General features: G+C 70.8%; 23 protein-coding genes. 14 read left to right on the top strand and 9 right to left on the bottom strand.

Going from position 1 to position 25,514, the window contains the following annotated elements:
- Positions 1-300: 300 nt before the first annotated feature.
- Both mshB and E4P42_RS22520 read left to right on the top strand, forming a co-directional pair.
- Positions 301-1,158, top strand: a complete 858-nt coding sequence (mshB, locus tag E4P42_RS22525) for an N-acetyl-1-D-myo-inositol-2-amino-2-deoxy-alpha-D-glucopyranoside deacetylase (protein WP_135128335.1) — start codon at positions 301-303, stop codon at positions 1,156-1,158.
- Positions 1,159-1,270: 112 nt separating this feature from the next.
- Positions 1,271-1,711: a hypothetical protein gene (locus E4P42_RS22520; RefSeq protein WP_135128334.1), complete on the top strand. Its 441-nt coding sequence runs from the start codon at positions 1,271-1,273 to the stop codon at positions 1,709-1,711.
- Here E4P42_RS22520 and E4P42_RS22515 read toward each other — a convergent pair whose 3' ends face one another.
- Positions 1,712-2,707: a hypothetical protein gene (locus E4P42_RS22515; RefSeq protein WP_135128333.1), complete on the bottom strand. Its 996-nt coding sequence runs from the start codon at positions 2,705-2,707 to the stop codon at positions 1,712-1,714.
- 192 nt (positions 2,708-2,899) lie between these two features.
- Between E4P42_RS22515 and E4P42_RS22510 the strand changes: the two genes are divergently transcribed.
- A complete protein-coding gene (locus tag E4P42_RS22510; RefSeq protein WP_135128332.1) occupies positions 2,900-5,479 on the top strand; it encodes a bifunctional FO biosynthesis protein CofGH in 2,580 nt (859 codons plus the stop codon).
- Between the two features lie 105 nt (positions 5,480-5,584).
- Here the strand turns inward: E4P42_RS22510 and E4P42_RS22505 are convergent, their stop codons facing one another.
- Positions 5,585-6,172, bottom strand: coding sequence for an excalibur calcium-binding domain-containing protein (locus E4P42_RS22505; protein WP_135128331.1), 588 nt, complete (start codon positions 6,170-6,172; stop codon positions 5,585-5,587).
- Positions 6,173-6,338: 166 nt separating this feature from the next.
- Here E4P42_RS22505 and E4P42_RS22500 point away from each other — a divergent pair, with 166 nt between their 5' ends.
- The 3 genes from E4P42_RS22500 to dapC all read left to right on the top strand — a co-directional run bounded on the left by E4P42_RS22500 (position 6,339) and on the right by dapC (position 8,623).
- Entirely contained in the window at positions 6,339-6,887 is a 549-nt protein-coding gene (locus E4P42_RS22500) for a YceI family protein (RefSeq protein ID WP_135128330.1), read from the top strand.
- Positions 6,888-7,179: 292 nt separating this feature from the next.
- Positions 7,180-7,503: a ferredoxin gene (gene fdxA, locus E4P42_RS22495; RefSeq protein ID WP_135128329.1), complete on the top strand. Its 324-nt coding sequence runs from the start codon at positions 7,180-7,182 to the stop codon at positions 7,501-7,503.
- 31 nt (positions 7,504-7,534) lie between these two features.
- Positions 7,535-8,623 carry a succinyldiaminopimelate transaminase gene (gene dapC / locus E4P42_RS22490; RefSeq protein WP_167759580.1) on the top strand — a complete coding sequence of 363 codons (1,089 nt, stop codon included), beginning with the start codon at positions 7,535-7,537 and terminating at the stop codon, positions 8,621-8,623.
- Here the strand turns inward: dapC and E4P42_RS22485 are convergent.
- Positions 8,620-9,072, bottom strand: a complete 453-nt coding sequence (locus E4P42_RS22485; RefSeq protein WP_135128328.1) for a MarR family winged helix-turn-helix transcriptional regulator — start codon at positions 9,070-9,072, stop codon at positions 8,620-8,622. The genes dapC and E4P42_RS22485 overlap by 4 nt on opposite strands.
- Before the next feature lie 138 nt (positions 9,073-9,210).
- Between E4P42_RS22485 and E4P42_RS22480 the strand changes: the two genes are divergently transcribed.
- Both E4P42_RS22480 and E4P42_RS22475 read left to right on the top strand, forming a co-directional pair.
- On the top strand, positions 9,211-10,350 hold the full coding sequence (locus tag E4P42_RS22480) for a multidrug effflux MFS transporter (protein ID WP_135128346.1): 1,140 nt from the start codon (positions 9,211-9,213) through the stop codon (positions 10,348-10,350).
- A 31-nt stretch (positions 10,351-10,381) separates the two neighbouring features.
- Positions 10,382-12,154 (top strand): acyl-CoA dehydrogenase family protein, encoded by a 1,773-nt coding sequence (locus E4P42_RS22475; protein WP_135128327.1) that lies wholly within the window; start codon positions 10,382-10,384, stop codon positions 12,152-12,154.
- Here E4P42_RS22475 and E4P42_RS22470 read toward each other — a convergent pair.
- Positions 12,055-13,734 carry a CdaR family transcriptional regulator gene (locus E4P42_RS22470; RefSeq protein ID WP_135128326.1) on the bottom strand — a complete coding sequence of 560 codons (1,680 nt, stop codon included), beginning with the start codon at positions 13,732-13,734 and terminating at the stop codon, positions 12,055-12,057. The two genes, E4P42_RS22475 and E4P42_RS22470, sit on opposite strands and share 100 nt — an antisense overlap.
- Before the next feature lie 84 nt (positions 13,735-13,818).
- Between E4P42_RS22470 and pruA the strand changes: the two genes are divergently transcribed.
- Both pruA and E4P42_RS22460 read left to right on the top strand, forming a co-directional pair.
- Positions 13,819-15,447 carry an L-glutamate gamma-semialdehyde dehydrogenase gene (gene pruA, locus E4P42_RS22465; protein ID WP_135128325.1) on the top strand — a complete coding sequence of 543 codons (1,629 nt, stop codon included), beginning with the start codon at positions 13,819-13,821 and terminating at the stop codon, positions 15,445-15,447.
- Between the two features lies 1 nt (position 15,448).
- Positions 15,449-16,408, top strand: coding sequence for a proline dehydrogenase family protein (locus E4P42_RS22460; protein WP_135128324.1), 960 nt, complete (start codon positions 15,449-15,451; stop codon positions 16,406-16,408).
- Between the two features lie 137 nt (positions 16,409-16,545).
- Here E4P42_RS22460 and E4P42_RS22455 read toward each other — a convergent pair whose 3' ends face one another.
- From E4P42_RS22455 to E4P42_RS22440, 4 genes are all read right to left on the bottom strand, one after another.
- Positions 16,546-17,058, bottom strand: coding sequence for a hypothetical protein (locus E4P42_RS22455; RefSeq protein ID WP_135128323.1), 513 nt, complete (start codon positions 17,056-17,058; stop codon positions 16,546-16,548).
- 114 nt (positions 17,059-17,172) lie between these two features.
- Entirely contained in the window at positions 17,173-17,565 is a 393-nt protein-coding gene (locus tag E4P42_RS22450; RefSeq protein ID WP_135128322.1) for a nuclear transport factor 2 family protein, read from the bottom strand.
- A 39-nt stretch (positions 17,566-17,604) separates the two neighbouring features.
- On the bottom strand, positions 17,605-19,134 hold the full coding sequence (locus E4P42_RS22445) for an HNH endonuclease signature motif containing protein (protein ID WP_135128321.1): 1,530 nt from the start codon (positions 19,132-19,134) through the stop codon (positions 17,605-17,607).
- A gap of 45 nt (positions 19,135-19,179) precedes the next feature.
- The gene (locus tag E4P42_RS22440; RefSeq protein ID WP_371287068.1) at positions 19,180-19,674 is read right to left on the bottom strand and encodes an NUDIX domain-containing protein; all 495 of its coding nucleotides are present in this window, start codon (positions 19,672-19,674) and stop codon (positions 19,180-19,182) included.
- 93 nt (positions 19,675-19,767) lie between these two features.
- Between E4P42_RS22440 and E4P42_RS22435 the strand changes: the two genes are divergently transcribed.
- Together E4P42_RS22435 and E4P42_RS22430 are read left to right on the top strand one after the other, a co-directional pair.
- A complete protein-coding gene (locus tag E4P42_RS22435; RefSeq protein ID WP_135128319.1) occupies positions 19,768-21,174 on the top strand; it encodes an acyl-CoA synthetase in 1,407 nt (468 codons plus the stop codon).
- A complete protein-coding gene (locus E4P42_RS22430) occupies positions 21,165-21,509 on the top strand; it encodes a VOC family protein (RefSeq protein ID WP_135128318.1) in 345 nt (114 codons plus the stop codon). The genes E4P42_RS22435 and E4P42_RS22430 overlap by 10 nt, the downstream gene beginning before the upstream one ends.
- Before the next feature lie 3 nt (positions 21,510-21,512).
- On the opposite strand, the gene dapD is transcribed toward E4P42_RS22430, so the two are convergent.
- Positions 21,513-22,493, bottom strand: a complete 981-nt coding sequence (gene dapD / locus E4P42_RS22425) for a 2,3,4,5-tetrahydropyridine-2,6-dicarboxylate N-succinyltransferase (RefSeq protein WP_167759578.1) — start codon at positions 22,491-22,493, stop codon at positions 21,513-21,515.
- On the opposite strand from dapD, the gene dapE reads away from it, so the two are divergent.
- Together dapE and E4P42_RS22415 are read left to right on the top strand one after the other, a co-directional pair.
- Positions 22,492-23,559, top strand: a complete 1,068-nt coding sequence (gene dapE, locus E4P42_RS22420) for a succinyl-diaminopimelate desuccinylase (protein ID WP_135128316.1) — start codon at positions 22,492-22,494, stop codon at positions 23,557-23,559. The genes dapD and dapE overlap by 2 nt on opposite strands.
- 161 nt (positions 23,560-23,720) lie before the next feature.
- Positions 23,721-25,340, top strand: coding sequence for an ABC-F family ATP-binding cassette domain-containing protein (locus E4P42_RS22415; protein WP_135128315.1), 1,620 nt, complete (start codon positions 23,721-23,723; stop codon positions 25,338-25,340).
- The last annotated feature ends 174 nt before the right edge of the window (positions 25,341-25,514 follow it).

Raw genomic sequence — 25,514 nt, 5'->3', positions numbered from 1 at the left:
TCACGCGCTCATGGCGTTCAGGCAACGCTGAATTGCCTTATTGACGAATATGACAACTTCTCGGCCCGCGGTGCCTTATGATCCGCTTCAGCAACCATACGATCATGAGAAGTGAGAACGCGGTCGCGGGGCGTCGCCCGACGATCCTTGAGAGATAGGCGGGCGCACCAGCGGCCGATTCTGACCAAGGTAAGAATTTGCTAAGGCGGGCCTCTCGGGCGTCCGGGCTCTCGGCCGACAAAAGTTTGCCGGTCCGAGTCGTACGGGGTGCTTCGGCGTGGGCGCGTAGCGTCACGCGCGATGTCACCCGAAACGCCCCGTCTGCTGTTCGTCCACGCCCACCCGGATGACGAGACGCTCACCACCGGCGGCACGATCGCGCGCTACGCCGCCCAGGGAGCCGACGTCCGCGTCGTCACCTGCACCCTCGGGGAGGAGGGCGAGGTGATCGGTGAGCGCTACGCCCAACTCGCCGTCGATCACGCCGATCAACTGGGCGGGTACCGCATCTCCGAGTTGACCGCCGCACTCGCCGCACTCGGTGTCGGCCGGCCGCGGTTCCTCGGCGGCCCGGGCCATTGGCGCGACTCGGGGATGGCCGGTACGCCGCCGCGCCGGCACCAGAGGTTCGTCGACGCCGACATGGCCGAGGCCACCGGCACGCTCGTGCGGACCATCGACGACTTCCGGCCGCACGTCGTCGTCACCTACGACCCCAACGGCGGATACGGCCATCCGGATCACATCCAGGCCCATCGCGTCACCACCGCGGCCGTCGATGCCGCACACTGGCGGGTGCCCAAGTTCTACTGGACCGTGCAGGCGACCAGCGCCATGCGGGACGGCCTCACGGCCATGCGCGACGTCCCGCGCGCGTGGACCCGCATCACCATCGACGAGGTTCCCTTCGGCTACGCCGACGACGCGATCACCGCGGTGGTCGACGCGGGTGCGGCGCTGGAGGCGAAGCTCGCGGCGCTGCGTGCGCACGCCACGCAGGTGTCGGTCGCGCCGAACGGACAGTCGTTCGCGCTGTCCAACGACATCGCCATGCCGGTTTTAGCCGAGGAGCATTTCGTGCTGGTGGCCGGTGCCGCCGGCGAGCGCGACAGCCGCGGCTGGGAGACGGACCTGCTCGCTGGACTGACCCTGGCCTAGCGAAGAAGACGCGCGGTAAGCTCACGCCATCCGGCGACCTCGAAGGGGCATCCATGGATCCCGATCTCGACCCGAACCTGCAGCACTGGCAGGACCGGCTGGACAACTACCAGTGGGTGGTGGGGTCGCTCGTCGGGCTGCTCGACAGCATCCCGACCTGACGGCGCCGGCTCGCGGCGCGCCCGCCGGACCCTCTTCCGCCAGTGCGCTGATCCTGGCGCTGCTCGCGTTGGACGGCGTCCTCTCCGCGTTCGCCGGCGCGCTGCTCCTGCCGTTGCGCCTCGGCGTGATGCCGTTTCCGATCAGCGCGGTGATCGTCGGGGCGGTCAACGCCGCGCTCGTGTGGGCGGCGATGCAGCACACCGAATCCGGCCGGATCGCCGCGCTGCCGCTGTGGACGTGGCTGGCCACCGTGGCGGTCCTGCTGGTCGGCGGACCGGGCGGGGACATGGTGTTCGGCGGTCACGGCGTGATGGCCTTCGGCGTGCTGATCTTCGTCGCCGTCGGAGTGGGGCCGGCGGCGTGGCTGCTCTTCCGCCGGTCGGCCCGCTGATCACTCGGTGCCGGGCTCGGCGCCACCTTCTACTGCGTTGTCGCTGCCGTCGGCCGGCGCGGCCTCGGACTCGGCGTTCTCCTGCGCGCCGTCGGACGGTTCGTCGCCGCCGGTGGTGACCGGCTGGTCGTCGACGGGCGGCTCCTCGTCGGTGAGCGGCTCCTCGTCGACGACGGGCGCATTCTCCGGCTCTTCGGTCAGCGGCTCGTCACCGGGCTCGGTGACCACCGTGTCGTCGTCGGCGGCTTCGACGACGACCGGGATCTCGCCCTCGCCGGTCTCGAGCGTCGCGTCCTGCGCGACCTGGAATTCCTCGTCGGCGACCGTCTCGACCGAGATCGCGGCGTCCCCCTCGATCATCAGCGGTGCGCTCACCTCGTCGACCTCTTCCACCGGGTCCTCGGACACGAGGGCCGCCGTCTGCAGCCCGATCGGTGGCAACGGCGGGATCAACCAGCCGAAGAAGTAGTTGAACTCGTTGATGCCCAGGTTGATCACCGACTCGACCGTGGTCACCACGAGGTCGCTGATCCCCTCGACCCACACCGCGAGGTTGAGCGGCTGGTCGACCACCGGGGCCACCAGGTCCCTGACGAACGTGTCGGCGATCGGGAAGAGGCTGTCGTAGAAGATGGTGATCTGATCGGAGATCGCGTAGCCGAACGGGATGAAGCCCAGCACGTAGTCCGCCAGTTCGACGCCGTAGTCGATCCACGGCACCGCGAAGTCCCAGGCCTGGATGATCGCGTTGCTCAACGCGTTCTGGGTGCTGGGCCCCGAGGCCGGGGGAGGCGACGGCGGCGCGGGCAGCGCGCGCAGGGCCACCTCTGCGACGATGTCGCGGAACGCAGGGGTGATGGTGTGCGCCGCGGTCATCCGGATCTCGCTGGTCAGGGAGGGTTCGGGGAGCGGCGTGACCGCCGGTGCGGCGACGATGGCGGCGGCGCCGACAGCGGCCACACCGGCGGCGAGGAGAGAACGGGCAGCGGCGGGCATGGCGGCTCCTTGGTCGTCGGCGTCCGCGGACGCGGAAGCAACCTACCGTGGGCGCGGGCCGGTTGCCCGGCTTTCGCGACGGGGCCACACCCCGGCGGGCGGGCGGGACTACTGTGGCCGGTATGCCGGACGCAGTGATTCCAGGATGTGAGACCCGCGGATGAATGTCGTCGAGGCCGTCGTTACACGGGAGTGGCTCTGAACCCCCAGAACGGCGCTGACCTGCCCCACCCGGTGGTCCCCCCGAAGTCCACCTCTGCGAGCCCCGCGGCGCTGCGACGCGTACTGCGACGGGCCAGGGACGGGGTCGCGCTCAACGTGGAAGAAGCCGCGATCGCGATGACCGCGCGCGGCGACGATCTGGCGGACCTGTGCGCCAGCGCCGCGCGTGTGCGGGACGCCGGGCTGACGTCTGCGGGCCGACGAGGTGCGACCGGTCGGCTGCCGGTCACCTACTCACGCAAGGTCTTCGTTCCCGTCACGCATCTGTGCCGGGACACCTGTCACTACTGCACCTTCGTCACCGTGCCCGGGCGGCTGCGCGCCGACGGCGCCGGGATGTACATGGAGCCCGACGAGATCCTCGACGTCGCCCGCCGCGGCGCCGAACTCGGTTGCAAAGAGGCGTTGTTCACCCTCGGTGACCGCCCCGAGGCGCGCTGGGACGAAGCCCGGCAGTGGCTCGACGAACGCGGCTACGACTCCACCCTCGACTACGTCCGGGCGATGGCCATCCGGGTGCTCGAGGAGACCGGTCTGCTGCCCCACCTCAACCCCGGCGTGATGAGCTGGTCGGAGCTGTCGCGGCTCAAACCCGTTGCGCCGTCGATGGGCATGATGCTCGAGACCACCTCGCGCCGCCTGTTCGAGACGCGGGGCCTGGCCCACTACGGCAGCCCGGACAAGGATCCGGCGGTGCGGTTGCGCACGCTCGACGACGCCGGGCGGCTGTCCGTCCCGTTCACCACCGGACTGCTCGTCGGCATCGGGGAGAACCTCGCCGAGCGGGCCGACACCATGCACGCGATCCGCAAGTCGCACAAGGAGTTCGGTCACGTCCAAGAGGTGATCGTCCAGAACTTCCGTGCCAAGGGGCACACCGCGATGGCCTCGTCGCCCGACGCGGGGATCGAGGACTTCCTCGCCACCATCGCGGTCACCCGCCTGGTCCTCGGACCGAAGATGCGCATCCAGGCGCCGCCGAATCTGGTGTCGCGCGAGGAGTGCCTGGCGCTGATCGGCGCCGGTGTGGACGACTGGGGCGGGGTGTCGCCGCTGACGCCCGACCACGTCAACCCGGAGCGGCCCTGGCCGGCACTCGACGATCTGGCCGCCGTCACCGCCGAGGCGGGTTTCGACCTGGTGCAGCGCCTGACGGCCCAGCCAGAGTACGTGCAGGGCGGCGCGGCGTGGATCGATCCGCGCGTGCGGGGTCACGTCGACGCGCTGGCCGATCCGCAGACAGGCCTGGCGCTCGACGTCAATCCGGTCGGACGACCGTGGCAGGAGCCCGACGAGGCAACGCAGTCACTGGGACGGATCGACCTGCACGAGGCGATCGACAGCGAAGGCAGGCTGACCGTCACCCGCAGTGACCTGGGCAGCGCATTCGGCGACTGGGAGTCGATCCGCGAGAAGGTCGAGGAGTTGGCCGCGCGGGCGCCGGAGCGCATCGACACCGACGTGTTGGCGGCCCTGCGGGCGGCCGAACGCGATCCCGCCGGATTGTCCGACGACGCGTATCTGGCGCTGGCCACCGCTGACGGTCCGGCGCTCGATGCCGTTGCTGCGCTTGCCGATTCGCTGCGGCGCGATACGGTCGGTGACGACGTGACGTTCGTCGTCAACCGCAACATCAACTTCACCAACATCTGCTACACCGGCTGCCGGTTCTGCGCGTTCGCGCAGCGCAAGGGCGACGCCGACGCCTTCTCGCTGTCCACCTCGGAAGTGGCCGACCGGGCCTGGGAGGCGCACGTCGCGGGGGCGACCGAAGTGTGCATGCAGGGCGGAATCGACCCCGAACTACCGGTCACCGGGTACGCCGACCTGGTGCGTGCGGTCAAGGCCCGGGTGCCGTCGATGCACGTCCACGCGTTCTCGCCGATGGAGATCGCCAACGGCGTCACCAAGAGCGGGCTGTCGGTGCGGGAATGGCTGATTGCGTTGCGCGAGGCCGGGCTGGACACCATTCCGGGCACGGCCGCGGAGATCCTCGACGACGAGGTGCGCTGGATCCTGACCAAGGGCAAGCTGCCGACTTCGGAGTGGATCGACGTCGTCACCACCGCGCACGAGGTGGGGCTGCGGTCGAGTTCGACGATGATGTACGGCCACGTCGACCAGCCGCGCCACTGGGTGGGGCACCTGCGCGTCCTGAGGGATATCCAGGACCGCACCGGTGGGTTCACCGAGTTCGTGCCGCTGCCGTTCGTCCACCAGTCCTCGCCGCTGTACCTCGCCGGCGGCGCGCGCCCGGGGCCGACGCACCGCGACAACCGGGCCGTGCACGCGCTGGCCCGGATCATGTTGCATGGCAGGATCTCTCACATCCAGACCAGTTGGGTGAAGCTCGGCGTCGAGCGCACGCAGGTGATGCTGCAGGGCGGCGCCAACGACCTGGGCGGCACGCTGATGGAGGAGACGATCTCCCGGATGGCGGGGTCGGAGAACGGGTCGGCCAAGACGGTGGCCGAGCTCGTCGCGATCGCCGAGGGTATCGGCCGGCCGGCGCGCCAACGCACCACCACCTACGCCCCGCTGGCGGCGTAGCCCCGCGGCCGGCGGCGGCCGCGCCGAACGTGCGCCCACTGCGAGATCCCGCCCGGTTTCTCGCAGTGGACGCACGTTCGACGCATGCCCTGCCGTGCGCCCCGGTTAGCTCAGCTGTCCCACCGTGGTGAGGCAGTTGACGTCGTGCCCGTCGCCGGCCACGCCGGAATCGAGCAGCCGGGCCTCGCGGATCTCGCACGACACCGTGGCGGCCGACCCCATCGCGGGATCGGCGCCGATCAGCGACTCCGGCTTGGCCGGGGGATCCTGCGTGAACTCCGCGTGCCCACCGCACCGGTTGACGACCACTCGCGACGGGTAGTCCGCCGCAGGCACCGTGATGTCGATGCAGTCGGTGCCGGTCCAGTCGACGACGACGTTCGGCCCGGCCGCGCCGGACGCGGGAACAGGCGCCGGCGAGCTGCTCGGCGCCGGCTGCGCCGGTGCCACCGGGACCGGGGCCGCCGGCACGAACACCGGCCCGCCTCCGCCGCCGCCCGTCTCGCAGGCCACCCCGTCGCCGTCGCGGTCGAGCTTGCGGCTGTAGCCGGGCTGGCCGGCGTAGAGCGGCGCGGCCCCCGCCGCCCGCGCATCGGCGCAACTGCTGTAGGCCCCGGCGACCGGCGCGCTGGCCACCGCGAACAGCGGCGCGACCACGCCCGCGCACACGAATCCGACAAGAGTTTTCTTCATTGGTTCCCCCCCGGAACGCTCGAGATGAGATGAACGGCCGCTGCCGCCCGTGATCTGTCGTGACCGCCATCACGATCGTTACAGGCACCCGGGAATGCATTCGGACCACGGTCCGTTTTGATGGATAGGCGTCGGAAACGCCGGCACCCGACCGAAGGAGACCTCCATGACCGCAGCAACTGACACCGCGCTGAGCGTCGGCACCTGGGCGATCGACCCGGTGCACTCGACCATCGGCTTCTCCGTCCGCCACCTTATGGTGAGCAAGGTGCGCGGCACCTTCGACGACTTCTCCGGCACCATCACCGTCGCCGAGGACGGCACCGCGTCGGTCTCGGCCGAGATCTCGGTCGCCTCGCTCAACACCCGCAACGCGCAACGCGACGCCCACCTGGCGTCCGCCGACTACTTCGACGTCGCGACCCACCCGACCGCCACCTTCACCTCGACCGGCGTACGCACCGAGGGCAACCGGTACGTCCTCGACGGCGAGTTCACGCTCAAGGGCGTCACCAGGCCGATCACGCTCGACCTGGAGTTCAATGGCGTCAATCCCGGCATGGGCCACGGTGAGGTCGCCGGCTTCGAGGCGTCGGTGGTGCTCAACCGCAAAGACTTCGGCATCGACCTCGACATGCCGCTCGAGACCGGCGGCACCGTCGTCGGCGACAAGGTCACCATTTCCCTCGAGATCGAGGCGCTCCGCCAGGCCTGATCCCGCCAGACAGCGCAACGCCACGGCGACCGATCGTGCCCCGGTCCGCCGTGGCGTTGCTGTCTGTGCTGACACGCGGGGTGTGCGGACTGGTCGACCTGTATGTGCGACGTTTAGTATCAGTAACCACGCGCAACCCTTACCGGGGCGGCGCGCGAAGTTAGGGCACACTGAGACGATCGTGCAGGTATCGGCTGGGCATACTGCATCCGACCGGCGGCACCGTCTCGGCGGCCCGACCCGCTCCGGCAGCCCACTGGACAGTTAGACCGAGGAACACCTAGGAGAACCGGTGACGTACGTCATTGCCGAACCCTGTGTCGACGTCAAGGACAAGGCATGCATCGAAGAATGCCCCGTCGACTGCATCTACGAGGGCGCACGCATGCTGTACATCCACCCCGACGAGTGCGTCGACTGCGGCGCCTGCGAACCGGTCTGCCCGGTCGAGGCCATCTACTACGAGGATGACGTCCCCGATCAGTGGAGCAGCTACACGCAGTCCAATGCGGACTTCTTCACCGAGCTCGGCTCGCCGGGCGGCGCCTCCAAGGTCGGCCAGACCGACAACGATCCGCAGGCGATCAAGGACCTGCCGCCGCAGGGTGAGGACTGACACGCCCGCCCCTGACGTGACCCGGCGGGCGGTGTCGGCGAAGCTGCCGGAGTTCCCGTGGGACACACTGGCCGGACCCACCGCGACGGCCCGGTCGCATCCGGACGGCATAGTCGACCTGTCGGTCGGCACGCCGGTCGATCCGGTGGCGCCGGTGATCCGCGACGCGCTGGCGGCGGCCAGTTCCGCGCCCGGGTACCCGACCACCGCGGGCACCCCGGCTCTGCGCGCGTCGGCGAAGGCGGCACTCGAGCGGCGCTACGGCATCACGGATCTGGCGCCCGACGCGGTGCTGCCCGCCATCGGCACCAAGGAGCTGATCGCCTGGCTGCCGACGCTGCTCGGGCTCGGCCGTGACGACGTGGTGGTCGTGCCGGAACTGGCGTATCCGACCTACGACGTCGGTGCCCGGCTGGCCGGCGCCCAGGTGCTGCTGGCGGATTCGCTGACCCAGATCGGTCCGCGCACGCCCGCGTTGATCTTCCTCAACTCGCCGAGCAACCCGACCGGGCGGGTGCTGGGTGTCGACCACCTGCGCAAGGTCGTCGAATGGGCCCGTGAGCGCGGTGTGCTGATCGCCTCCGACGAGTGCTACCTCGGCCTGGGGTGGGACGCCCAACCGGTCTCGGTCCTGCATCCGTCGGTGTGCGACGGCGACCACACCGGGCTGCTGGCGGTGCACTCGCTGTCCAAGACGTCCTCGCTGGCCGGGTATCGCGCCGGTTTCGTCGCGGGTGATCCGGCCGTCGTGGCCGAACTGCTCGCAGTGCGCAAACACGCCGGGATGATGGTGCCGACCCCGATCCAGGCGGCGATGGTCGCCGCCCTCGACGACGACGCCCACGAACGCGAGCAGCGCGAGCGCTACGCCCGCCGCCGTAACAGCCTCCTTCCCGCGCTGCGCAGCGCGGGCTTCACCGTCGACCACTCCGAAGCCGGGCTCTACCTGTGGTCGACCCGCGGGGAGCCGGGCCGCACCACTTTGGACTGGCTGGCCGAACGCGGCATCCTGGCCGCCCCCGGCGAGTTCTACGGTCCGCAGGGTGGGCAGTACGTCCGCATCGCGCTGACCGCGAGCGACGAGCGCATCGCCGCCGCGGTGCAACGGCTCGCCGCCTAACCCATCGACGCGAGCCGCGCGAACAGCGGGGCGGCGCGGACCAGCAGATCGGCCTCGTCGTCGGTCATCCGGCCGAGCTGATCGCGCACGGCGTCGTCCCACACCGCGTCGATCGACCGCTTGTGCTGGGCCGCCTTGGGCGTCAGGCGCAGTCGGGTGGCGCGGCGATCCAGCGGATCGGGTTCGCGTTCGAGGAGTCCCCGTTCGACGAGCCGCCGCACGGTGGTGCTCACGTTGCTCGCCTGCAGGCCGAGCGTTCGGGCCACGTCCGAGACGCTGATGCCGGGGTGGTTCGACACCGTGCGCACCACCTCGAACTCCGAATGGGGCAGCGGTTCCAGCCCGACCTGCTTTTCGCCGAACCGCCGCAGCGACCACACCACGGTCCGGACGGCAGCCGCGATGTCGTCGACGTCACGCTGGTGCACCGCTTCTGCCGCAGGCGTCATATCCGGTACTGTACCTCTAGAAATATCTATAAATCTATACGTATTGAGGTTTTGTCTGTGACTGTCGTCGATCAAGCCGCCCCGCAGAACCAGCGCGGCGCACTTCCGATTCCGCCGGCCTGGCTCGGCGTGCTGGCCATGCTGACCGCCGTCGCGCCGCTGTCGATCGACATGTACCTGCCCGCGTTCCCCGCGATGGCTGTGGAGTTCGGCACCACCGCATCGGCGATCCAGCTGACGTTGACCACGTTCATGGTGGGTCTGGCGCTCGGACAGCTGGTCATCGGCCCGCTGTCGGACCGGTACGGCCGGCGTCCGCTGCTGCTGGCCGGCACCCTCGTGTGCGTGCTGGCCAGCGTCGCCTGCGCCCTGGCGCCGAATGTCGGGCTGCTGATCGCGTTCCGGTTCCTGCAGGGGTTCGGCGGGGCGGCCGGTGTGGTGCTCAGCCGCGCCATGGTCGCCGACCGGGCGCGTGGCGCCGCCGCGGCGCGGGCGTTCAGCCTGATGATGATCATCAACGGGGTCGGTCCCGTCGCCGCGCCGCTGCTGGGCGGGTCGCTGGTCCCGCACATCGGATGGCGCGGGGTGTTCTGGGTGCTCGCCGGACTGGCTGTGCTGATGCTCATCGGTGCCGCTGTGGTGCTGGCCGAGACGCACCCGCCGCACCGGCGCAGCACCGGCGGGCTACCCACGATGGTGCGCGACGCCCGCGCGGTGCTGGCCAACCGCCGCTACCTCGGGTACACGCTGGCGTTCGGCTTCAGCTTCGCGGTGATGTTCTGCTACATCTCCGCGTCGCCGTTCGTGCTCCAGAACGTGCTCGGCCTGTCGCCGGTCGGCTACTCGATTGCGTTCGCCGCCAACGCGGTCGGCCTGGTGGCGATGAACGTCGTCAACGCCCGGATCGTCGGCCGGTTCGGTCAGCGCCGGCTGATCGCCCTCGGGGTGACGTTCATGGTGGTGCTGTCGGTGTCGCTGCTGGTCGACGCGGTGATCGGACCGGTGCTGTGGATCACCCTGGCGCTGCTGGCCGGCGTCGTCGCCAGCCTGGGCCTGATCGTCGCCAACGCGACCGCGCTCGCGCTGGAGGAGGCGCGCGACGCCGCGGGCACCGGATCGGCCGTGCTCGGCGCGCTGCAGTTCGGGCTGGCCGCGGTGGCCTCCCCGCTCGGCGGGGACCACACCGCGGTTCCCATGGCCGTCGGCATGGTGGCCAGCGCGCTGATCGCCGTCGCCGCACTCGTGGTCCTGACGCGCACTTCGCGCGTTGCCGCCTGAGCACCGCCGAGGCGTAATACCGTCGCTGACGATGAGCGACTACGACGTCGAGACCGTGGACCGGCTCCCGTTCAGCACCGAGGCGAAGGCGGCGCGGTACCGCACCGCGGACTTCGGCGGCGCGACCGGGCTCAACTGGTACACCACCGATCCCACGCTGCAGTTCCTGCTCGCCTACTACCTGCCGCCCGATCAGCTGCCGGTGGCCGAGGACCACCTCGTCCGCATCGGCGAGCTCATGGGCGGTGCGGTGGCCAGGTGGGCCGAGGAGACCGACCGCAACCCACCCCGCCTCGAGCGGTACGACCGGTGGGGTCACGACGTCAGCCGGGTCGAGATGCCGCCGTCGTTCACCGACGCCAAGCGGGTGGTGCTCGACAGTCAGCAGGCGCTACGCGACGGGGTCCGCGCCGCCGGGGGCCGGTCGTCGCTGCCGATGTTCGCCGCCAACTACCTGCTCAACCAGGCCGACATCGGGATGGGCTGCGCACTGGGCACCGGCGGCGGCATGGTGGCGGCGCTGGTCGCCGCCTACGCACCCGCCGACATCCGCGACCACGTGCTGGCGAAGTTCGAGTCCGGGGAGTGGGCGGGGGAGACCGCGCAGATGCTCACCGAACGCACCGGCGGCTCCGATCTCGGGGCGCTGGAAACCACGGCGACCCGCGCCGGCGACGCGTGGCGGCTCAACGGGTTCAAGTGGTTCGCGTCCAACTGTGCCGGTGAGGCCTTCGTCGTGCTGGCCAAACCCGAAGGAGCGCCGGACAACAGCCGTGGAGTCGCGAGCTTCCTGGTGCTCCGCACGCGGCGCGACGGGACGCGCAACGGGGTGCGGATCCGTCGGCTGAAGAACAAGCTCGGCACCCGCTCGGTGGCGTCCGGTGAGGTGGAGTTCGTCGACGCCGAGGCGTTCCTGCTCTCCGGCGAACCGACCGCGGACGCCGGACCGTCCGACGGCCGCGGACTCGGGCGGATGATGGAGCTGACCAACGCGGCCCGGCTGGGCATCGCGCTGTTCGCGCTCGGCAATGCGCGCCGGGCACTGGTCGAATCGCTGTGCTACGCACGCCACCGCACCGCGTTCGGCTCCGCACTGATCGACAAACCGCTGATGCGCCGCAAGCTCGCCGAGCTGATCGTCGACGTCGAGGCCGCCCAGGCGCTGGTGTTCGACGGCACCGGTCTGGCCAACCACCGCCAGCCGCGGCGGATCCGCCAGCGCATCGCGGTGCCGGTCACCAAGCTGAAGGTGTGCCGGCTGGGCATCACCGCGGCGTCGGACGCCATCGAGATCCACGGCGGCAACGGCTACATCGAGGATTGGCCGGTGGCACGGCTGCTGCGCGACGCGCAGGTGAACACGATCTGGGAGGGGCCGGACAACATCCTGTGCCTCGATGTCGCGCGCGGCATCGTGCGCGCCGACGCGCACGAACCCCTGCTGGACCGGTTGCGCGACGCGGTGTCGGTGTCCGACGACGACGCCACCACCGAGCTGGTGTCCCGGCGCATCGATGACCTCGACGCCGCGGTGGCCGCCTGGCGCACCCTCGACGGCGCCGTCGCCGAGGCGCGGCTGTTCGGCTTGGCGCAGTTCATGGGCGACGTGTACGCCGCCGCGTTGCTGACCGAGCAGGCCGCCTGGGAGCGGGCGGAACGCGGCGGTGAGCGAAAGGCGTTGGTGGCGCGCCTGTATGCCCGGCGCTACCTCGCCGAGCGCGGGCCGCTGCGCGGGATCGACGAGCCCGGTGACGAGGCGCTGGAGCGGTTCGACGAACTGGCCGGCGGCGCCTTCACCGGCTGAGCCGGGGTCATCGGTTCGGTGGCGCGCAACCCCAGGGCCAGGACCAGCCGGTCGTCGCTGTCGGCCAGTGACGTGTCGAGCAGCGTCTCGATACGCCGGATGCGGTAGCGGATCGTGTTGGGATGCACGTGCAGCCGCTTGGCCACCGCGGCGATGTCGCCGAACCCGTCGAGGTAGGCGCGCAGGGTCTCGGCCAGCATCGGATCCTGGGCGCGCAGCGTGTGCACCCGCGGATCGATCAGCCGGGGCGAGGCGGCGACGTGCGCGACGATCTCGTCGAGCACCACGGTCGCACGCGCCTCGGCCAGTGAGGTGACCTCCCCGATCGCGTCCGGATGCCGTGCGGCACTGTCGAATACACGGTCCACCTCGGCGCGGGCGCCGGGCGCCGCGGCCAGCCCCGGAAGCGGTGCCGCCACCACGGCGCGCAGCGTCAGGCCGAGCTCGCGGTGCGCCATCGCGACCACACCGCGCACCCACGACGTCACCGACGCCGCCGCACCGATCTTCGGCAGCAGCACGTACACCCGCTCACCCGCGGGCACCACCTGCGCGTCGGCACGAAACGCGCTCGCGCTCAACGCGATCACATCCGCGGGCGCGGCTCCCGCGGTGCACCGGAAGCCGATCAGCGCGGTGCGTTGCTCCGGATCGAGACCCAGTTCGCGGGCGACCGCGCCGATGTCGCGGTCGCCGTCCTCGGCCAGGCCGAGCAGTGCCTGCACCCGCACGGTGTGCGTCGACGGCGCCGACGCCATCCGGGACAGGATGCGGGCGGCCAGCACGGCGCCGCCGCGCAACACCTCGTCGGCGTCGTCGGCCAGCGGAGCCGACCCCTGCTGCAGCCAGATCGCGCCGCCGAACACCGGCGGCCGGCGGGGACCGGACGGCACGTGGATGCCGACCGCCAGGCGGGGCCGGAGCCCGAGTTCGGGGCGCTCGGCCACCGGCACCACGTCGTCGCCGTGCCGCAGCGCGTCGAAGATGCCCCACCCGGCGATCCACTCGAGGTGTTCGGGGGGTCCGGCGCGGCCCAGGATCGACAGCCGGCGCAGTTCGTCGGCCTCCTCGCTGGACGCGGAGTAGGCCAGCACGTGCGACTGCGCGTCTTCGATGCTGACCATCCCGCGGGTGCGGTCGGCGATCGACTGGGCGAGTGCGAACAGGTCGGTGCCGCCGGGCAGCGGCGGCTCCTCGTGCGCGCCGCGGTGCTCGAAGAACTGGTTCACCAACCGGTAGAGCCGCTCCCACCGGGCGCGCGGATCCACGGCGACCATCGCGACGCCGAGCGCAGCGGCGCGCTCCACCAGGTCAGGGGACGGATGCTTGACGAACACCGCCACCGGCCGGCGTGGCTGCCCGTCCAGCCAGCGCGTCGCCGCGTCCTCGGGGACACCGACCAGGAAGAACAGGTCGGCGTTTCCGGCCGACGGCGCCAGGCCCAGTTGCACGTCGTCGGCGTCGATCAAGGCCACCGAGCCGACGGGCAGGTCCAGCCCGCGCGGGGCCCGCTGCAGCGTGACCATCGTGCGGTCCAGCGCCAACAGCAGCTCGCCGAGCCGGATCCGGGCCGCGCGCATATTGTCCGATTGTAGTGGCCGGCGACCTGGACTTTGGCGGATCGGCTAAGTGACGCAGGTCTCGTCTGCGGGATGCTCGACGTCATGGACGCGATCACCGACGTACCCCTGCCGGCCAACGAGCCGATCCACGACTACGCACCCGGTTCACCCGAGCGCCACCGCCTGGCCGATGCGCTCACCGCACTCGCCGCCACCCCGATCGACCTGCCGCACGTGATCGGCGGCAGACACCGCATGGGCGATGGCACCCGCATCGATGTCGTGCAACCGCACCGGCATGCGGCCCGGCTGGGCACCCTGACCAACGCCTCCCACGCCGACGCCACCGCCGCCGTCGAGGCGGCCGTCGCGGCCAAGGCGGACTGGGAGGCCACCCCGTTCGACGAGCGCGCCGCGGTGTTCCTGCGTGCGGCCGACCTGCTGGCCGGGCCGTGGCGGGAGAAGATCGCCGCCGCCACCATGCTCGGGCAGTCGAAGACGGCGTACCAGGCGGAGATCGACGCCCCGTGCGAGCTGGTCGACTTCTGGCGATTCAACGTCGCGTTCGCCCGTCAGATCCTGGCTCAGCAGCCGGTGAGCAGTCCCGGCGTGTGGAACCGGACCGACTACCGGCCGCTCGAGGGGTTCGTCTACGCCATCACCCCGTTCAACTTCACCGCGATCGCGGGGAACCTGCCGACCGCACCCGCGCTGATGGGCAATACCGTCGTGTGGAAGCCCTCGCCCACCCAGACCTTCGCGGCCTACCTGACCATGCAGCTGCTGGAGGCCGCGGGCCTGCCGCCCGGCGTGATCAACATGGTCACCGGCGACGGGCTGGCCGTCTCCGAGGTGGCGTTGGCCGACCCGCACCTGGCCGGCATCCACTTCACCGGGTCCACCGCGACGTTCCAGCACCTGTGGCGGGAGGTGGGTTCGCACATCGAGCGCTACAACGGCTACCCACGGCTGGTGGGGGAGACCGGCGGTAAGGACTTCGTGGTCGCGCACGCCAGCGCGCACCCGGAGGTGTTGCGCACGGCGTTGATTCGCGGCGCGTTCGACTACCAGGGGCAGAAGTGCTCGGCCGCGTCGCGGGCGTTCGTCCCGCGGTCGGTGTGGCAGAAGATGGGCGACGACTTCCTCGGCGCCACCGACGCGCTGCCCTACGGCGACGTGACCGACCTCGGCAACTTCGGCGGTGCGCTGATCGACGAGCGGTCGTTTGCCAAGAACGTCACGGCCATCGAACGCGCCAAGAGCGCCCCGGGCGTCACCGTGGCCGCAGGCGGCGAATACGACGACAGCGAAGGGTATTTCGTGCGGCCGACCGTGCTGCTGTCCGACGATCCGGGCGACGAGTCGTTCTGCACCGAGTACTTCGGGCCGATCCTGTCGGTGCACGTGTATCCCGACGGCGACTACGACCGGATCCTCGACGTCGTCGACACCGGCGCGAAGTACGCGCTCACCGGCGCGGTGATCGCCGACGACCGCAGCGCCGTCCTGACCGCCCAGCAGCGGCTGCGGCACACCGCGGGCAACTTCTACGTCAACGACAAACCCACCGGCGCCGTCGTCGGGCAGCAGCCGTTCGGCGGGTCCCGGGCGTCGGGCACCAACGACAAGGCCGGTTCGGCGCTCAACCTGCTGCGATGGACGTCGGCGCGCAGCCTCAAGGAGAACTTCGTGCCGCCCGTCGCGCACGAATACCCCCACATGGGGGCCTGACATGGGCGCCTTCCAGCAGCTGGCCCGCCCGGTGATCCTGGCCGCCGGCCGGTCGGAGCGGCTGCGCAGGACCGCCGAGCGAATGCCGCTCACCCGCGATGTCGTGCATCGCTTCGTGCCGGGGGACAGCGTCGACGACGCGCTGACCACCGTTGCGGCGCTGCGCAGTTCGGGGCGGATGGTCAGCGTCGACTATCTCGGCGAGGACGTCACCGACCGGGACGCCGCCACCGCGACGGTCGAGGCCTACGTCAAACTGCTCGACGCGCTGGGCCGGCGCGCCGAGCCCGCGGACGCCGCGGTGCGGCCGTTGGAGGTGTCGCTGAAGCTGTCGGCGCTCGGACAGGCGCTGCCGCGCGACGGTGAACAGATCGCGCTGGACAACGCCCGCACGATCTGTGCGCACGCGCAGCGCGTCGGGGTTTGGGTGACGGTCGACGCCGAGGACCACACCACCACCGAGTCGACGTTGTCGATCGTGCGTGAGTTGCGGGCCGACTTCGACTGGCTGGGCACGGTGCTGCAGGCCTATCTGCGGCGCACCGCCGGGGACTGCGCGGAGTTCGCGGCGTCAGGCGCGCGGATCCGGCTCTGCAAGGGTGCCTACGACGAGCCGGCGTCGGTGGCGTTCCGGGAGGCCGACGCGGTCACCGACTCGTATCTGCGCTGCCTGCAGACGTTGATGGCGGGCTCGGGCTATCCGATGGTGGCGTCGCACGATCCGGCGATCATCGACGCGGTGCCGGCCCTGGCCGCGACGCACGGGCGCCGCGCCGGCGACCTGGAGTACCAGATGCTCTACGGGATCCGCGACGCCGAACAGCAGCGCCTGGCCGACGCCGGCCACGGCATGCGGGTCTACATCCCGTTCGGCACCCAGTGGTACGGCTACTTCGTCCGGCGGCTGGCCGAGCGGCCCGCCAACGTGACGTTCTTCCTGCGTGCGCTCGCGCAACGCTGAGCCGACCTAACGAATTGGCCGGAAAGTCAATTTCTCGGCCGGGTGTCTGCCAGAATCAAGATCGGCGCCGGGTCTGGGTGGAGTCGTCCTGGGTTCGGGGGAACGCGACGGGTCCGGTCAGGCCGCAGGCGCCTATGTCACCAGACGGGGACCGCGGCGACGGCCATGGTGACGTTACCGGCGCAGGCGCCGCCGTAGATCTCGGTGCGCCAGCTGCCCTGCAGTGAGCCGTCGCGTTGGGGGACGTAGTAGCTGAAGCTGCGGGCCTGCGCCCACTCCTTGGGTTTGCCGTCGCCCAGGAAGCAGTCCCACTGCCAGTCGTAGGACTGCACCCAGCGGGCGCCGTCCCAGGTGTATCGCAAGGGCTGGGGGATCGTCGGGTTCGTGGGCCGCGGACCGCTGACGACCGTGGCGATGCAGACACCGCTCGAGCAGTCGGTGCTGAACACGTATTGACCGGTGAAGTCCGCCTCGGGTTGGCGGGCGGCGATGCTGGTTCCGGCCTTCTGCGAGGCGTAGCTCACCAACGAGAACCGGCCCGTCCAGATCTGGCCGGTGGCCTCGGCGCTCGCGGTGGCCGACGCGCCGGCCATGGCGACCAACACGACGGCCGCGGTCAACAGCGCTACTGACGCACGTCGGGTAGCCATCGCCTTCCTCGCACTCCTCGGGCCGGAAGCGCCAGCGTAACAGCCATTTTCAGGCCAACCGGAAGTCGTTACGGGAAATTGTCGATCTTGTTATTGAGTGCTGTTCCCCCGGGGTCAGGGCAGGCAGAACGAGTGGTGCTCGTGCGTGACGACCCAGCGGCCGTCGACCTTGCGCAGCCCGATGGTGAGGCGCAGCTTGTTGTCGGGGTTGGCTGCGGCGTCCTCGGCGGTGGCGCAGCGCAGCAGAGCCCACGCGAAGGCCACGTCTTCGCCCGCGGTCACGTCCAGTTCGAGATTGTCGAAACTGCCGCCACTGCGCTGGAACTCAAAGAAGGGCGGCCAGCATGCACGGTAGGCCGCCATGCCGCGCACGCCGTCATAGGGCGGCGGAACGTCGAACATGACGATGTCGCTGTCGTGGTCGGCCACCACGGATTCGAGGTTGCCGGTGCGGATGGCGGCCGCCCAGCCGGTGATGAGGTCACGGATTGCTGTGTCGTCGTCCATGTCCCATATAGACCGCCCGCGGCGGTGAAAGTCATCGCCTCAGAAGGGTGGTGGGTCGTCGCCCGGATCGGCTGGCGGGGTGGGTTGGAAGTAGGGGTGGATGCGTTGCCGGCGCTGGATGCGGGCCTGGTGGTTGTGGGCGCGTTCGGCGGCGATGGCCGCGGCGCGGTGTTCGGCGCGGGTGCGGCGGCGTTGCGGTGCTTTGGCCATGCGGTCAGCACCGGGATCACGCTTGTCCGCTGAGGCACGGCGGGTCGCGGGGGCGGTGGGCGCGCACAGGGTGGGGAAGATGAGGGCTGAGCCGGGGGTGGTGAGGTAGGTGTCCCCGGCCGGAGAGGTCCAGATGACGGTGCCGTCGGGGAGTTGTTGGTCGGTCCAGCCGCCGAACGTTTTGAGCAGGTGATGGGCCCGGCACAGGCATTTCAGGTTGGCGGCCTGGGTGGGCCCCCCGGCGGCGTGCGGGATGGTGTGGTCGATATCGGCGCTCACGGCGGGCTGCTCGCAGCCCGGGAAGCGGCAGGTCAGGTCGCGGCAGCGGACATACTCCGCCAGCGCGGTACTGGGTGTGTAGCCGGTTTCCGGCGGCGCGTCGTCGGGGAACACGACCGGGCGGATGGTGGCGTGGGCGGCGAGGTCGGCCACCACCTCCGGCGGCAACAACCCGTCGGCCCCCACCAGCACCCCCATCCCCGCCGCCGGATCGGCAGGCGGGGCAGCGGTGTCACCACCACCGCCGCCGGTGCTGGCGATGGTGTCGGTGATGAGGTGCAGCACCACCGGTGCGGCGGTGGCCTCGCGGGCGGGGCAAGCAGGTTGCCCGCAGTGGCAGGCCATCCGATCGGCGCCGAGGGTCATCGCCGCCATCGCATCAGCGCGGCGCTGCTCGAGGGTGCGGGGATCGCGGTCGCACACCGTGCCCGCCAGCGCGGTGAGCCGATCGAGCCAGGCATGGGCGGTGGGTGAGGCGACCATGCCGCCGAACAGGCTCATCCCGCCGAGCTGGTCGCTGACCCACACCTCGCGTTTGTCGGCGTAACTCTTGCGGCGCCGCACCCCATCGGGATCCAGGCGGCCCACGATCCGGTCGACGTAGGTGAGTAGCGCCCGATACGACATCCCCGGCAACCGGGCCGCCGCGGCGGCGAGTTGGGCGTCGATGCGGGCCAACACCCCCAGATCGACCACCAACCCGGTGCGATGCACCAGCGTCTCGACCACGCGCTCGATGATGTCGCCGGCGGCGAACACCGCGGCCACCAGCGGCAGGCGGTCGCGCAGGTCTTTGGCCAACCCGGCCTGCGCCGAGGCGGCCAGGTGGGTGATGTTCAACGCGGCGGCGACTTCGGCGGCCACCGCGCTCACCGTGTCCACCACATGCGCTTCGGCGTCGGGCCCGGCGGTGGCGGAGCGCAGGGCGAACAGGTCGGCGATCGCGGTCAACCGGGCCGCGGCCTCACGATTCTCGCGCCGCGCGGCGGCGGCGATCTGCTCGACCAGGGCCGCCGATTCCGGCGTCACCGCCGGGCAGCGCCGCTCGAACCCCAAGTCGAGAGGACCCTGACCGAACATACTTTCGATCTTAAATCCACCCCCCGACAACCCGATAACCCCAGTTCAGCGGCGGGAACGCTCCCACAGCAGCAGCAGCCCGTACGCCGCGATGGTCTGCGCATCGGTGATGTCACCGTCGCGGATCATGCGTTCCACCTCGTCGCGCGCGAACCACGCGCTGTGCATGTCCTGCTCCTCGTGCTCCCGGTCGTGCGGGCCCTCGGTCAGTCCGGTGGCCAGGAACACCCACCCGCGCTGGCTGCTCATTCCCGGCGCGACGTCGAGCAGGCCCAGCCGCGTCATCGTGTCCGCGCGCAGCCCGGTCTCCTCGCGCAGTTCGCGGGCGGCCAGCTCCGCGGGTTCCAGATCGGCCCGGTCCGGCGCGGTGCCCTGCGGGAACTCCCACCGCCGCAGCCCCAGCGGGTATCGGAACTGCTCGACGAGCTGCACGCGGTCGTCCGCGCAGGCGATCACCAGCGCATACGTCGGCTTGTCGACGACGGCGTAGATGCCGTCGGAACCGTCCGGTCGGCGGATGTCGTCCTCGCGCAGCGTCATCCAGTTGTTGCGGTAGACCTCCCGGGAGGAGACCCGCTCAATCGTGGCCACAGGCCCAGTATCGCGGAGACCGCGGCGAGTAGCCTCGCTGGCGTGTTGCTGGCATCGCTGAACCCCGCCGCGGTCGCCGGCGGCGCCGACCTCTCCGACGCCGTGACGATCGACGGCACCGCGCTGAGCCGCAGCGACCTCGTCGGGGCGGCCACCTCGGTGGCCGAACGCGTCGCGGGCGCCCACCGGGTCGCGGTCCTGGCCACGCCCACCGCGGCCACCGTGCTGGCGATCACCGGCTGCCTCATCGCCGGGGTGCCGGTCGTGCCGGTGCCCGCCGACGTCGGCGTCACCGAGCGCCGGCACATGCTCACCGATTCGGGCGCGCAGGCCTGGCTCGGTGACCGGCCGGCCGACGATGACGGCCTGCCGCACATCCCGGTGCGCCTGCACGCCCGCTCCTGGCACCGCTACGCCGAACCGCCCGCCGACGCCCCGGCACTGATCATCTACACGTCCGGCACCACCGGGCTGCCCAAGGGCGTTGTGCTCAGTCGGCGGGCCATCGCCGCCGACCTCGACGCACTCGCCGACGCGTGGCAGTGGACGCCCGAAGACGTTCTGGTGCACGGTCTGCCGCTCTATCACGTGCACGGTCTGGTGCTCGGCCTGCTCGGATCACTGCGCATCGGGAACCGTTTCGTGCACACCGGCAGACCCCAGCCGCAGGCCTACGCCGCCGCGAACGGCACGCTGTACTTCGGGGTGCCGACGGTGTGGTCACGAATCGCCGCCGACGTCGACGCCGCCCGCGCGCTGTCGACGGCCCGGCTGCTGGTGTCCGGCAGTGCGCCGCTTCCCGTTCCGGTGTTCGACCGCCTCGCCGAGTTGACCGGTCATCAGCCCATCGAACGGTACGGCAGCACCGAATCGCTCATCACGCTGAGCACCCGCGCGGACGGGGAACGCCGTCCCGGCTGGGTCGGCCTACCGCTGGCCGGCGTACACACCCGGCTGGTGGACGAGGAGGGAGCGCCGGTCCCGCACGACGGCGACACCATCGGCCGGCTGGAGTTGCGCGGTCCCATGCTGTTCGACGGCTATCTGAACCGGCCCGACGCCACCGCCGCGGCGCTGGACGCCGACGGCTGGTACCGCACCGGCGACGTCGCCGTGATCGACGGCGACGGCATGCACCGCATCGTCGGGCGGGAGTCCGTCGACCTGATCAAGACCGGCGGATTCCGGGTCGGCGCAGGCGAGATCGAGACCGTGCTGCTCGGCCACGCCGGTGTCAGCGAGGCCGCCGTGGTGGGGCTGCCCGACGACGACCTCGGTCAGCGGATCGTCGCGTACGTCGTCGGCGACGCCGCGCCGGAGACCCTCATCGACTATGTCGCCGAGCAGCTTTCGGTGCACAAGCGGCCCCGCGAAGTGCGCCTGGTCGACAGTCTGCCCCGCAACGCGATGGGCAAGGTCCTGAAGAAGGAGCTGGCGCAATGGCGTTGAGGTTCACCGATCTGTGCATCGACGCCGCAGACACCCACGCCCTGGGCAGCTGGTGGGCCGAGGCGCTCGGCTGGTCACGGGAGTTCACCGACGACGGCGACGTGATACTGCGTCAACCCGGCGGCGGACCGAACTGGCTTTTCCTCGCGGTGCCCGAGGCCAAGACGGTCAAGAACCGCCTGCACGTCGATCTCACCCCGGACGATCAACAGGCCGAGGTCGACCGGCTGATCGCGCTGGGTGCCCGGCACGTCGACATCGGTCAGGGCGAGCAGACCTGGGTGGTGCTGGCCGACCCCGAAGGCAACGAATTCTGCGTGCTGGCGCCCGAATAGGCGTCAGTTGGCGTGCAGCGCCTCGTTGAGCGTGATGCCGGTGCCGTCGCGCTTGACCACCTCGACCGCCCCGGACACCGAATTGCGCCGGAACAGCAGGTTGTTGGCGCCGGAGAGCTCGCGGGCCTTGACGGTCTGCCCGTCGGCGGTCTGCACCTTGGTGCCCGCGGTCACGTACAGACCGGCCTCGACGACGCAGTCATCGCCCAGCGAGATGCCGACCCCGGCGTTGGCGCCGAGCAGGCAGCGCTTCCCGACCGAGATCACCTCTTTGCCGCCCCCGGACAGGGTGCCCATGATCGACGCACCGCCCCCGACGTCGGAGCCGTCGCCGACGACCACGCCCGCCGAGATGCGGCCCTCCACCATCGACGAGCCGAGCGTGCCCGCGTTGAAGTTGACGAATCCCTCGTGCATCACCGTGGTGCCCGACGCCAGGTGCGCGCCGAGGCGCACCCGGTCGGCGTCGGCGATGCGCACCCCGCTCGGCGCGACGTAGTCGACCATGCGCGGGAACTTGTCGATGCCGAACACCGTCACCGGACCGCGCCGGCGCAGCCGCAACCGCACACTCTCGAAACCGTCGACCGGGCACGGACCGTAGTTGGTCCACACGACGTTGGCCAGCACGCCGAAGATGCCGTCCATGTTGGCGCCGTGCGGCGGGATCAACCGGTGGGAGAGCAGGTGCAGCCGCAGGTAGGCGTCGTATGCGTCGGCCGGCTTGTCCTCCAGGGACTTGAGCACGGTGCGCACCGCCACCACGTCGACGTCGCGGTCCTCGTCGCGGCCGGTCAGCTCGCCGAGTTCGGCCACCTCGGCCGCCGACAGGCGCACCGTGCCGATCTCGTCGTCACTGATCAAATCGACGTCGGTCTCGGGCGCGGGGTACCACGTGTCGAGAACGGTTCCGTCGGCGGCGATGGTCGCCAGGCCGATTCCAGCGGCAGAAGTCACGGTCGTAGAGATTACCGTTGAGGCCATGGGCCTGAACTTGCGCGGTGACCCCGTGGAGCTGACCGCAGCGCTGGTCGACATCCCCAGCGAGTCCCGCCACGAGCAGCGCATCGCCGACGAGATCGAGGCCGCGCTGCGTGAGCAGACCACCGGCTTCGAGGTCGTCCGCCACGGCGACGCCGTGCTCGCCCGCACCGACCGCGGCCTGCCGTCGCGGGTGCTGCTGGCCGGGCACATCGACACCGTGCCGGCCGCCGACAACGTCCCCAGCCGGCGCGAGGGAGACGTCCTGCACGGCTGCGGCACCTCGGACATGAAATCCGGCGACGCCGTATTCCTGCACCTCGCCGCCACCGTCGAGAACCCGGCGCACGACATCACGCTGGTGATGTACGACTGCGAGGAGATCGAGGCCAGCGCCAACGGGCTGGGCCGCATCGAACGCGAGCTGCCCGACTGGCTGAGCGCCGACGTGGCGATTCTCGGCGAACCGTCCGGCGGCTACATCGAAGCCGGCTGCCAGGGCACGCTGCGCGTGGTGGTCAGCGCGACGGGTACCCGGGCGCACTCCGCACGGTCGTGGTTGGGCGACAACGCCATTCACAAGCTGGGCGCTGTGCTGGACCGGCTAACCACCTATCGGGCGCGCAGCGTGGACATCGACGGCTGCACCTATCGCGAAGGACTGTCGGCGGTGCGCATCGACGGCGGCATTGCGGGCAATGTCATCCCCGACGCCGCCTCGGTGACGGTGAACTTCCGCTTCGCGCCCGACCGCACCGTCGTCCAGGCGCTCGAGCATGTGCACGAGGTGTTCGAGGGCATCGACGTCACGATCGAGCAGACCGACGCGGCCGCAGGCGCGCTGCCGGGGCTCAGTAAGCCGGCCGCCGCCGCCTTGGTGGAGGCGGCCGGTGGGCAGGTGCGCGCGAAGTACGGCTGGACCGACGTCGCCCGCTTCGCCGCGCTGGGTATCCCGGCGGTGAACTACGGACCCGGCGATCCCAACCTTGCCCACAAGGTCGACGAACGCGTGGACGTCGGGCAGATCACCGCGGTGACGCGGATGCTGCGCGGATATTTAACCGCTTGACGGCCCTCACTAACATGGGCAGCGCACGTCAATCGATCGAGGTGGGCTGAAGACATGTGGGGAGACGACGAGATCTCCGGGTGATCCCGGAGCCGCTCGCACACTCGTCCCTGCCCTTTTCTGCGGCGCTCTGCGCCCGCAGCCTCTCGGGAGATCCCGCCATGCCTGATGCCTCCATTGTCTGCACCTCGTTGTCGTTCGCCTGGCCGGACGACACCGTCCTGTTCGGTGACCTGTCCTTCACGCTGGGCGTCGGTCGCACCGGTCTGGTGGCGCCCAACGGCGCCGGCAAGTCGACCCTGCTCAAGCTGATCGCCGGCGAGCTGACGCCGACCGCCGGATCCGTCACGGTCGAGGGCGCGCTCGGCTACCTGCCGCAAACGCTGCCGCTGGCCGGCGATCTCGTGGTCGCCGAGGTGCTCGGCGTCGCGCCGGTGATCGCCGCGCTCAACGCGCTGGCCGCCGGCGACGCGAGCGACGCCGTCTTCGCCGCGATCGGGGACGACTGGGACATCGAGGAGCGCACCCGCGCCCAACTCGACCGGCTCGGGCTCGGCCACGTCGCACTCGACCGTCCGCTCGCCAGCCTGTCCGGCGGTGAGGTGATCTCACTCGGGCTGGCCGCCCAGCTGCTCGCCCGGCCCGACGTGCTGCTGCTCGACGAGCCGACCAACAACCTCGACGCCGACGCCCGCGCCGCGCTCTACACCGCGCTCGACGACTTCACCGGCACCCTGCTGGTCGTCAGCCACGACCGGGTGCTGCTGGACCGGATGGACCGGATCGCCGAGCTGCACCGCGGTGAGATCGTCGCCTACGGCGGGAATTTCACCGCCTACGAGGAGGCGGTGGCCCAGGCCCAGCAGGCCGCCGAGGGCGAGTTGCGCAGCGCCGAACAGCACCTCAGGCGCGAGAAACGCCAGATGCAGCAGGCCCGGGAACGGGCGGCCAAGCGGCAGAGCACCGCCGCACGCAACCTCAAGGACGCCGGGCTGCCGAAGATCGTCGCGGGTGCGATGAAGCGCCGGGCGCAGGAGTCGGCGGGGAAAGCCGACGACGTCCACGGCCGGCGGGTGGAGGAGGCGCGGGCCCGGGTGGACGATGCCGAGCGGTCGCTACGTGACGACGACGCGATCGTGCTGGACCTGCCCGACACCACCGTGCCCGCCGGGCGCACCGTGTTCGCGGCGACCGGTGTCCGGGTGTCACGTGGCGGCCGAGAGCTGTTCGGTGACAACGGGATCGACCTGTCGATTCGCGGGCCGGAACGCATTGCGCTGACCGGGCCCAACGGTGCGGGTAAGTCGACGCTGCTGCGGCTCATCGCCGGAGAGGTGGCGTCCGACGGTCCCGAGCCGCAGCGCGCGGCCGGCCGCATCGCCTACATCTCCCAGCGCCTCGACCTGCTCGCGGACGCCGCCTCGGTGGCCGAGAATCTGCAGGCGTTCGCGCCGGAGATGACCGTGACCCGGCGTCGGCACCTGTTGTCGCAGTTCCTGTTCCGGGGCGACCGGATCGGCCTGCCGGTGTCGGCGCTGTCCGGCGGTGAGCGCTTGCGGGCGACGCTGGCGTGCGTGCTCTACGCCGAACCGGCACCGCAGCTCCTGCTGCTCGACGAGCCGACCAACAACCTCGATCTGATCAGCGTGGCGCAACTCGAGGCGGCGCTGAACGCGTACCGCGGCGCGTTCGTCGTGGTGAGCCACGACGCACGGTTCCTGGCCCAGATCGGCGTGGACCGCCGGTTGCGGTTGGCGGCGGGGGAGTTGACCGAGGTCTAGATGTACTGCGGACGCGTCGGCGCGGGCGCCGGTGCGGCCGGCTCGCCCACGACGTCGTCCGGAACCGCGCCCGGCCCGGCGTCGCTGCCGGGCGCCGCCTGATCCTCGCGGGACTTCTCGTCCGCCGGCGCGGACGGCGGCTGCTCGGGCCGCTCGGGTTCCGGACCCGAGGCG

This window comes from Mycobacterium sp. PS03-16 (assembly GCF_004570325.1).
Taxonomy (GTDB): Bacteria; Actinomycetota; Actinomycetes; order Mycobacteriales; family Mycobacteriaceae; genus Mycobacterium.
This window is presented reverse-complemented; position numbering and strand designations above follow the sequence as displayed.